This is a genomic window from Pseudomonas sp. Sample_23, assembly GCF_004307595.1.
Taxonomy (GTDB): Bacteria; Pseudomonadota; Gammaproteobacteria; order Pseudomonadales; family Pseudomonadaceae; genus Aquipseudomonas; species Aquipseudomonas atacamensis.
In genome coordinates, this window is record NZ_RCNX01000015.1 from 21734 (window position 1) to 30257 (window position 8524).

An 8524-nucleotide genomic window follows, 5' to 3' on the forward strand; every position below is an offset into this window, starting at 1 on the left:
TGACGGGCTTTTCATTGCACAAGGTCAGAGCAGGAAGATTGTCGCCAACCCGAGGAAGATGAAGAAGCCACCGCTGTCGGTCATTGCGGTGATCATCACACTGGCGCCCATCGCCGGATCGCGGCCCATTTTGGCCAGCGTCATCGGGATCAACACGCCCATCAACGCCGCCAGCAACAGATTGAGCGTCATCGCTGCCGTCATCACCACGCCAAGCGACCAACTGCCGTAGAGCATGTACGCGACTACACCGATCACCCCGCCCCAGACCAGACCGTTGATCAAACCGACCGCCAGCTCTTTGCGCATCAAGCGCGAGGTGTTGCCGGTGCTGACCTGATCCAGCGCCATGGCGCGCACGATCATGGTGATGGTCTGGTTACCGGAGTTGCCGCCGATACCCGCCACGATCGGCATCAGCGCCGCCAGTGCCACGAGCTTCTCGATCGAACCTTCGAACAGACCGATCACCCGCGATGCGACAAATGCAGTGATCAGGTTCACCGCCAGCCACGCCCAACGGTTACGCAGGGATTTCCATACCGAGGCGAAGATATCTTCCTCTTCGCGCAGACCGGCCATGTTGAGGACTTCGCTTTCGCTTTCCTCACGGATCAGGTCGACCATTTCGTCGATGGTCAGACGGCCGATCAGTTTGCCGTTCTTGTCGACCACCGGCGCCGAGATCAAGTCGTAACGCTCGAATGCCTGAGCGGCGTCGTAGGCGTCTTCGTCAGGATGGAAACTGACCGGATCGCTGGCCATGACTTCGGCGACCTGCTTCTCCGGATCGTTGACCAGCAGACGCTTGATCGGCAGCACGCCCTTGAGCACGCCGTCGTAATCGACCACGAACAGTTTGTCGGTATGACCGGGAAGCTCTTTCAGGCGACGCAGGTAACGCAGAACCACTTCAAGGCTGACGTCCTCACGGATCGTCACCATCTCGAAGTCCATCAACGCACCGACCTGATCCTCGTCATAGGAGAGGGCCGAGCGCACGCGTTCGCGCTGCTGGTTATCCAGACTCTCCATCAGCTCATGGACAACGTCGCGCGGCAGCTCGGAGGCCAGGTCAGCGAGTTCGTCGGCGTCCATGTCCTTGGCCGCAGCCAGGAGCTCGTGATCGTCCATGTCGGCGATCAGCGTCTCACGGACGGAATCGGATACTTCGAGAAGAATGTCGCCGTCGCGATCGGCCTTGACCAGTTGCCAGAGCGTCAGACGATCGTCCAGCGGCAAGGCTTCAAGGATGTAGGCGACGTCGGCGGAGTGCAGATCATCGAGTTTGCGTTGCAGCTCGACGAGGTTTTGCCGGTGAACCAGGTTTTCCACGCGGTCGTGGTGCGGACCTTCCTGGCGATGAGTCAGGTCTTCAACGACACGTTGGCGCTGCAACAACTCGACGACCTGAGCCAGGCGGTCCTGCAGGCTTTCCTGTGTTTTCTTTACTTCGATTTCGGACAAGGCGAACTCCACTCCCAGCAGCGGGGCACGCCGGAAGGATCAATCAGTCAATTCATGATTGGTGAAACGGTTTACTGAACAACTACTGGGTAAGTCCATGGAGGTTTTCCATAAGCCCCGGCGGGGCTGACGGGCGCAATGATACACGCCTGACGGTTTAAAACGTTGAAAAAATCACGGCTGAAACAAGCGCTTGCGAAACAAACCTGAGCACCTGCCTGACCCGTGCAAATGCGACGACTCATCTTGAAAAGAAAACACACCGGCAACGCAAAAAGCAGCGACTACCCTTGAGCTTAGATCGTCATGGAGGACATCGAATGCCAGCAAAACCCGCGCTATATCTACTGACCGCCCTGCTCCACACCACGCCTGCCAACGCCACCACACTTCATCGTTGCCAGGCCGCTGACGGCAGCGTCACATTCACATCGATGAGCTGCGCAACTGGCGAGCAACTCTCAATTCAGGAGGTCCACCCGTATTCACCCGGCTGGGTCGCAATCATGCCGGAGTTCAATCACGAAGCCGCGACCGGCATGAAAGACAGCGGACGCGAACCGGGCATCGTCGGCGGCACCGAACACAAATGTGGAAACCTGATCGATAACAGGCAGCGGCGCGAAGCGATCATCAATCGGCGAGTGATTGCCGGCATGAGCCAGCGGGACGTCGAAAGCGCACTGGGCAAGCCCGACAAGATCAACACGCGCACGTCGACCACGAGCTATCGTTACGACCTCAAGCGAGGCCGCAGTGCTCAAATTGATTTTGATGAAAGAGGCTGTGTGAAGGGAAAAGCCAAATCCCGGACAGCAAAAAGCCCGCGTTAAACGCGGGCTTCTTGGTATATGGTGCACTCGACAGGATTCGAACCTGTGACCGCTCGGTTCGTAGCCGAGTACTCTATCCAGCTGAGCTACGAGTGCATTTTGTGTTTTTAAACCAGACCACAACTGGCTGAAGCCGAGTTACTCACCTTACAGCAAATAACTCTTAAATGGTGCACTCGACAGGATTCGAACCTGTGACCGCTCGGTTCGTAGCCGAGTACTCTATCCAGCTGAGCTACGAGTGCATTTGTTGCCGCGCATTATAGGCCGTCTAATCTCTATGTCAAACACTTTTTCTAGTAATTTCAACAACTTACAGAAGAAGCCAGATTACGACGTACTAAGCAAATAATGGCGGAGAACGGGGGATTCGAACCCCCGACACCCTTTTGAGGTGTACTCCCTTAGCAGGGGAGCGCCTTCGGCCACTCGGCCAGCTCTCCGCAACACGGGGCGTATATTAACCAGCTTCTTCCCCGTTTGCAAACATAAAAATCGATAAAAATTAATGGCTTGGTTCTTCGTCCTTCTCTTTCTTTATACGCAGGTAAATTTCCTCACGGTGCACCGCAACCTCTTTCGGAGCGTTGACGCCGATACGCACCTGGTTTCCTTTGACGCCGAGCACGGTCACGGTGATTTCGCCGTCACCGATAATCAGGCTTTCCGCGCACCGACGAGTCAGAATCAGCATACCTTTCTCCTTACGCCATTCATTTCAGGGACAACAGTCTGCAAAAAAAAGGCACCCGACCTACAACCGCAGCGATCGTAGCCCTACATGCCTGAGTATTGACCAGCGCGAGCAAAAGAACAGTTCCGGGGCTCGCGCCATTCAAAAATAAAGGGCGCGGTCAGACCGCGCCCTTCACAGAAGCGGATTACTCGCCCTGACGGGCCGGAGCATCCAGTTCGAAAGCCGTGTGCAGCGCGCGCACGGCCAGTTCCAGGTACTTCTCTTCGATCACTACGGACACCTTGATTTCCGAAGTCGAGATCATCTGGATGTTGATGCTTTCTTTCGCCAGGGATTCGAACATGCGGCTGGCCACGCCTGCGTGGGAACGCATGCCGACGCCGACGATCGAGACCTTGGCGATCTTGGTGTCGCCAACCACTTCACGAGCACCGATCTCGCGAGCGGTGTTTTCCAGCACAGTCTGTGCGGCCTGGTAGTCGTTGCGGTGCACGGTGAAGGTGAAGTCGGTGGTGTTATCGTGCGCGACGTTCTGCACGATCATGTCGACTTCGATGTTCGCGGCACTGATCGGGCCGAGAATCTTGAACGCCACGCCCGGGGTGTCTGGCACGCCACGGATGGTCAGCTTGGCTTCATCGCGGTTGAAAGCGATGCCGGAAATGATCGGCTGTTCCATGGTTTCCTCTTCATCAATAGTAATGAGGGTGCCCGGACCCTCCTTGAAGCTGTGCAATACGCGCAGCGGAACGTTGTACTTGCCGGCGAATTCCACCGCACGGATCTGCAGCACCTTGGAACCGAGGCTGGCCATTTCCAGCATCTCTTCGAAGGTGATCTTGTCCAGACGCTGAGCGACCGGCACCACACGCGGGTCGGTGGTGTAGACACCGTCAACGTCGGTGTAGATCTGGCATTCATCCGCCTTCAAGGCCGCCGCCAGTGCCACGCCGGTGGTATCGGAACCGCCGCGACCGAGGGTGGTGATGTTGCCGTGCTCATCGACGCCCTGGAAACCGGCGACAACCACCACACGGCCAGCCTTCAGATCACCGCGAATCTTCTGGTCATCAATCTGCAAGATACGCGCTTTATTGTGCGCACTGTCAGTCAGGATCCGTACCTGATTGCCGGTGTACGACACCGCCGGCACACCGCGCTTGATCAGCGCCATGGCCAACAGGGCAATCGTCACCTGCTCACCGGTGGACACGATCACGTCCAGCTCGCGCGGAACCGGTTGCGCCTCGCCACTGATTTGCTTGGCCAGATCGATCAGACGGTTGGTTTCGCCGCTCATTGCAGACAGCACAACCACCAGGTCATCGCCGGCATCGCGGAATTTCTTAACCTTGTCGGCGACCTGCTCGATTCTCTCGACAGTGCCGACCGAGGTGCCTCCAAATTTCTGTACGATCAAAGCCATTTCAAAGCCGCCTCTGCCCATGAAGGGCGCCCAATAATCTTTCGAACAGTCGCCGGGCCCGCCACTAGACTGCGGGCCCGGCGAGCCGTCTTATAAAGCCTGCTCGACGAATGGAACGGTCAGCGCCAGCGCGCCATCCAGCGCAGCGGCATCGACACCGCCGCCCTGCGCCATGTCCGGACGACCACCGCCCTTCCCGCCCACTGCCGCAGCAGCCTGTTTCATCAAATCACCGGCTTTGAGTTGGCCAGTCAGGTCCTTGGTTACGCCTGCAACCAGTACGACCTTTTCCTCATGGACACCGCCGAGCAGGATCACTGCGCGGCCGAGTTTGTTTTTCAGCTGATCGACCAGCGCCAGCAGCGCCTTGCCATCCTGACCGTCCAAACGGGCGGCCAGCACCTTCACATCCTTGACGTCCACCGCCGAGGCCGACAGATCGTCGCCCGCAGCGCTGGCTGCCTTGGCCTGCAACTGCTCGAGTTGTTTCTCCAGCAGACGGTTGCGCTCCAGTACCGCCGAGAGCTTGTCGATCAGGTTGTCGCGGCTGCCCTTGACCAGGCTGGCCGCTTCCTTGAGTTGTTCTTCCGCCGCGTTCAAGTAGGCCAGCGCCGCAGCACCGGTGACTGCCTCGATACGACGCACGCCCGAGGCCACACCGCCTTCGCTGATGATTTTCAGTAGGCCGATGTCGCCGGTACGGTTGGCGTGGATACCGCCGCACAGTTCAACCGAGAAGTCGCCCATGCTCAGCACGCGCACGCTGTCGCCGTACTTCTCGCCGAACAGCGCCATGGCGCCTTTGTTCTTCGCGGTTTCGATGTCGGTTTCTTCGGTTTCAACGGCGGAGTTCTTGCGAATCTCGGCGTTGACGATGTCTTCCAGCTGCTTGATCTGTTCTGGCTTGATCGCTTCGAAGTGGCTGAAGTCGAAACGCAGACGCTGACTGTCGACCAACGAACCTTTCTGCTGCACATGCTCACCGAGCACCTGACGCAGCGCGGCGTGCAGCAAGTGGGTGGCCGAGTGGTTCAGCGCGGTAGCGTGACGCACTTCGGCGTCGACGTGGGTTTCCACCGGTGCGCCAATGGTCAGGCTGCCCGTGGCCAGCACGCCGTGGTGCAGGAATGCGCCGCCGGTCTTGGTGGTATCGCGCACGTCGAAGCGGCTGCTGCCGGCCTGAATGAAACCGCAGTCGCCGATCTGGCCACCGGATTCGGCGTAGAACGGCGTCTGGTTGAGCACGATCACGCCTTCCTGACCTTCGCTCAGCACGTCGACCGACTGGCCATCCTTATAGATGGCAACGATTTTCGCCGAGCCGCTGGTGGCGGCGTAACCGGTGAACTCGGTGGCCACGTCGACCTTGACCAGGGTGTTGTAGTCCAGACCGAACGAGCTGGCCGAACGCGCGCGAACACGCTGCGCTTCCATCTCGCGCTCGAAACCGGCTTCGTCGACGGTCAGGCCGCGTTCGCGGGCGATGTCGGCGGTCAGGTCCATCGGGAAACCGTAGGTGTCGTAGAGTTTGAACACCACGTCGCCTGGCACCACGGTGCCTTTGAGCTCGGCCAGATCCTGCTCGAGGATTTTCAGGCCGTGCTCCAGGGTCTTGGAGAACTGCTCTTCTTCAGCCTTGAGCACGCGCTCGATGTTGCTTTGCTGCTTCTGCAGTTCCGGGAAGGCTTCGCCCATCTCGGCAACCAGCGCCGCGACGATCTTATAGAAAAAGCTGCCGGTGGCGCCGAGCTTGTTGCCGTGACGGCAGGCGCGACGGATGATCCGGCGCAGCACGTAACCGCGACCTTCGTTGGACGGCAGCACGCCGTCGGCGATCAGGAAACCGCAGGAACGAATGTGGTCGGAGACGACTTTGAGCGACGACTGATCGCCGTTTTCGCAGCCGATCGCTTCAGCCGAAGCCTTGAGCAGGTTCTTGAACAGGTCGATGTCGTAGTTGGAGTTGACGTGCTGCATCACCGCACTGATCCGCTCCAGGCCCATGCCGGTGTCCACCGACGGCGCAGGCAACGGATGCAACACGCCATCGGCGGTGCGGTTGAACTGCATGAACACGTTGTTCCAGATTTCGATGTAGCGGTCGCCATCTTCTTCCGGCGAGCCCGGCGGGCCGCCCCAGATGTGCTCGCCGTGATCGTAGAAAATCTCGGTGCACGGGCCGCACGGGCCGGTATCGCCCATGGTCCAGAAGTTGTCGGAAGCGTATGGAGCGCCCTTGTTGTCGCCGATGCGGATCATGCGCTCGGCCGGCACACCGATTTTCTGTGTCCAGATGTCATACGCTTCGTCGTCGGTGGCGTAGACAGTGACCCAGAGCTTTTCCTTCGGCAGCTTGAGCACGCCAGTCAGGAAGGTCCAGGCAAAGGTGATCGCGTCGTGCTTGAAGTAGTCGCCGAAGCTGAAGTTACCGAGCATCTCGAAGAACGTGTGGTGACGTGCGGTATAACCGACGTTTTCCAGGTCACTGTTCTTGCCGCCGGCGCGCACGCATTTCTGACTGCTGGTGGCACGGGTGTACGCACGTTTTTCCTGGCCCAGGAAGCAGTCCTTGAACTGGTTCATCCCCGCGTTGGTGAACAGCAGGGTTGGGTCGTTGCCCGGAATCAAAGAGCTTGAGGCTACACGGGTGTGGCCTTGCTCTTCGAAGAAGCGAAGGAAGGCTTCACGGATTTCTGCGCTTTTCATTAGGTTCTTCCACGGAGGCTGCGGCCAAAGGCCTGTTCGAAACGTCATGAGACGAAGCGACGGCAAAGGGCCGCATTATATCGGCCCTGCGCGCGGGGTACAGCGTGTTTATACGATAGAAACGGTCAATTGGACGGCTGACGCTGTCACTTGCGTGAAAACTCGACGAATGTCGCGATCACTTGTTCGATTTGCGCGCGGCTGACGTCCATGTGCGTGACCATGCGCAAGCGCGCAGCGGCGCTGAGCCTGATCCCGCGTTCGCCGGCAAAGTCCTTGAGTGCTGCGGCCTTGTCGCCCATTTGCACATAGACCATGTTGGTTTGCACGGGCTCGACGACGAAACCGGCCTCACGCAGACCCTCGGCGAGCAACTGCGCATTGGCATGGTCATCCGCCAGCCGTTCGACGTGATGATCCAGCGCGTACAAGCCAGCCGCCGCGAGCAACCCGGCCTGACGCATGCCGCCACCGACCATTTTGCGCAAACGCCGCGCCTTGCCGATCAGTTGCTCGGAACCGCACAGCACCGAACCGACCGGTGCGCCGAGGCCTTTGGACAGGCACACCGACACCGAATCGAAATGCTGGGTGATTTCCCGGGCATCGACGCCGAGCTTGACCGCCGCGTTGTACAACCGCGCGCCGTCCAGGTGCAATTGCAGGCCGTGTTCCTGAGTAAAGCGTCGCGCGCGCGCCAGATACTCCAGCGGCAGCACCTTGCCCTGCATGGTGTTTTCCAGCGCCAGCAAACGGGTGCGGGCGAAATGGAAATCGTCCGGTTTGATCGCGGCCGCAACCTGATCCAGATCCAGTGAACCGTCGGCCTGCACTTCCAGCGGCTGCGGCTGAATCGAACCGAGCACCGCCGCCCCGCCACCTTCGTACTTATAGGTGTGCGCCTGCTGACCGACAATGTATTCGTCGCCACGCTCGCAGTGCGCCATCAGGCCGAGCAGGTTGCTCATGGTCCCGGTCGGCACGAATAGCGCGGCGGCAAAGCCCAGTCGTTGGGCCAGTTCGGCCTCGAGGTGATTGACCGTCGGATCTTCGCCATACACATCGTCACCGGTATCGGCTGCGGTCATCGCATCGAGCATGGCGGGAGTCGGTTGGGTGACGGTGTCGCTGCGAAGATCGATAACGCTCATGAACCTGGCCTCTGGTCAGATGGGGAAATCCATTTGTGAAGTGGGATTACTGCGGTCATCGCGCAGATTAATCAACCCTTGAACGCGGAAAAAACCCATTCTTCCTCGAGAAAACAAAGCCCATGTGGGAGCGAGCCTGCTCGCGAAAGCGGAGTAACAGTCAGCATATTCATTGAATGTGAAGCCGCTTTCGCGAGCAGGCTCGCTTGTATGGTTAGACTTGAAGGGGTGGTGGGACGAACAG

6 protein-coding genes, 3 tRNA genes and 1 pseudogene are annotated in these 8524 nt (G+C 59.0%); 1 reads left to right on the top strand and 9 read right to left on the bottom strand.

Annotated features, from left to right (window positions below; all coding sequences use genetic code 11):
• Positions 1–24: 24 nt before the first annotated feature.
• Positions 25–1467 (bottom strand): magnesium transporter, encoded by a 1443-nt coding sequence (gene mgtE / locus D8U82_RS03590; RefSeq protein ID WP_016773597.1) that lies wholly within the window; start codon positions 1465–1467, stop codon positions 25–27.
• Positions 1468–1787: 320 nt separating this feature from the next.
• On the opposite strand from mgtE, the gene D8U82_RS03595 reads away from it, so the two are divergent.
• Positions 1788–2300 carry a cell envelope protein SmpA gene (locus tag D8U82_RS03595; protein ID WP_130901666.1) on the top strand — a complete coding sequence of 171 codons (513 nt, stop codon included), beginning with the start codon at positions 1788–1790 and terminating at the stop codon, positions 2298–2300.
• 19 nt (positions 2301–2319) lie between these two features.
• On the opposite strand, the gene D8U82_RS03600 is transcribed toward D8U82_RS03595, so the two are convergent.
• The 8 genes and pseudogenes from D8U82_RS03600 to D8U82_RS28250 all read right to left on the bottom strand — a co-directional run.
• Positions 2320–2396, bottom strand: a tRNA-Arg gene (locus D8U82_RS03600).
• Positions 2397–2468: 72 nt separating this feature from the next.
• Positions 2469–2545, bottom strand: a tRNA-Arg gene (locus tag D8U82_RS03605).
• 107 nt (positions 2546–2652) lie between these two features.
• Positions 2653–2743: transfer RNA gene (locus D8U82_RS03610), tRNA-Ser, on the bottom strand.
• A 62-nt stretch (positions 2744–2805) separates the two neighbouring features.
• The gene (gene csrA / locus D8U82_RS03615; RefSeq protein WP_002554426.1) at positions 2806–2994 is read right to left on the bottom strand and encodes a carbon storage regulator CsrA; all 189 of its coding nucleotides are present in this window, start codon (positions 2992–2994) and stop codon (positions 2806–2808) included.
• A 187-nt stretch (positions 2995–3181) separates the two neighbouring features.
• Positions 3182–4423, bottom strand: a complete 1242-nt coding sequence (locus D8U82_RS03620; RefSeq protein ID WP_016773595.1) for an aspartate kinase — start codon at positions 4421–4423, stop codon at positions 3182–3184.
• A 90-nt stretch (positions 4424–4513) separates the two neighbouring features.
• On the bottom strand, positions 4514–7129 hold the full coding sequence (alaS, locus tag D8U82_RS03625) for an alanine--tRNA ligase (protein WP_024014009.1): 2616 nt from the start codon (positions 7127–7129) through the stop codon (positions 4514–4516).
• A 146-nt stretch (positions 7130–7275) separates the two neighbouring features.
• Positions 7276–8280, bottom strand: a complete 1005-nt coding sequence (gene ltaE, locus D8U82_RS03630; protein WP_130901667.1) for a low-specificity L-threonine aldolase — start codon at positions 8278–8280, stop codon at positions 7276–7278.
• A gap of 15 nt (positions 8281–8295) precedes the next feature.
• Positions 8296–8524 (bottom strand): annotated as a pseudogene (locus D8U82_RS28250) (hypothetical protein); the annotation flags it as partial.

Excerpts from the sequence above, each read along its gene's own strand:
- D8U82_RS03595 (WP_130901666.1), top strand. The coding sequence starts at position 1,788 with ATGCCAGCAAAACCCGCGCTATATCTACTGACCGCCCTGCTCCACACC.
- csrA (WP_002554426.1), bottom strand. The coding sequence starts at position 2,994 with ATGCTGATTCTGACTCGTCGGTGCGCGGAAAGCCTGATTATCGGTGAC.
- D8U82_RS03620 (WP_016773595.1), bottom strand. The coding sequence starts at position 4,423 with ATGGCTTTGATCGTACAGAAATTTGGAGGCACCTCGGTCGGCACTGTC.
- alaS (WP_024014009.1), bottom strand. The coding sequence starts at position 7,129 with ATGAAAAGCGCAGAAATCCGTGAAGCCTTCCTTCGCTTCTTCGAAGAG.
- ltaE (WP_130901667.1), bottom strand. The coding sequence starts at position 8,280 with ATGAGCGTTATCGATCTTCGCAGCGACACCGTCACCCAACCGACTCCC.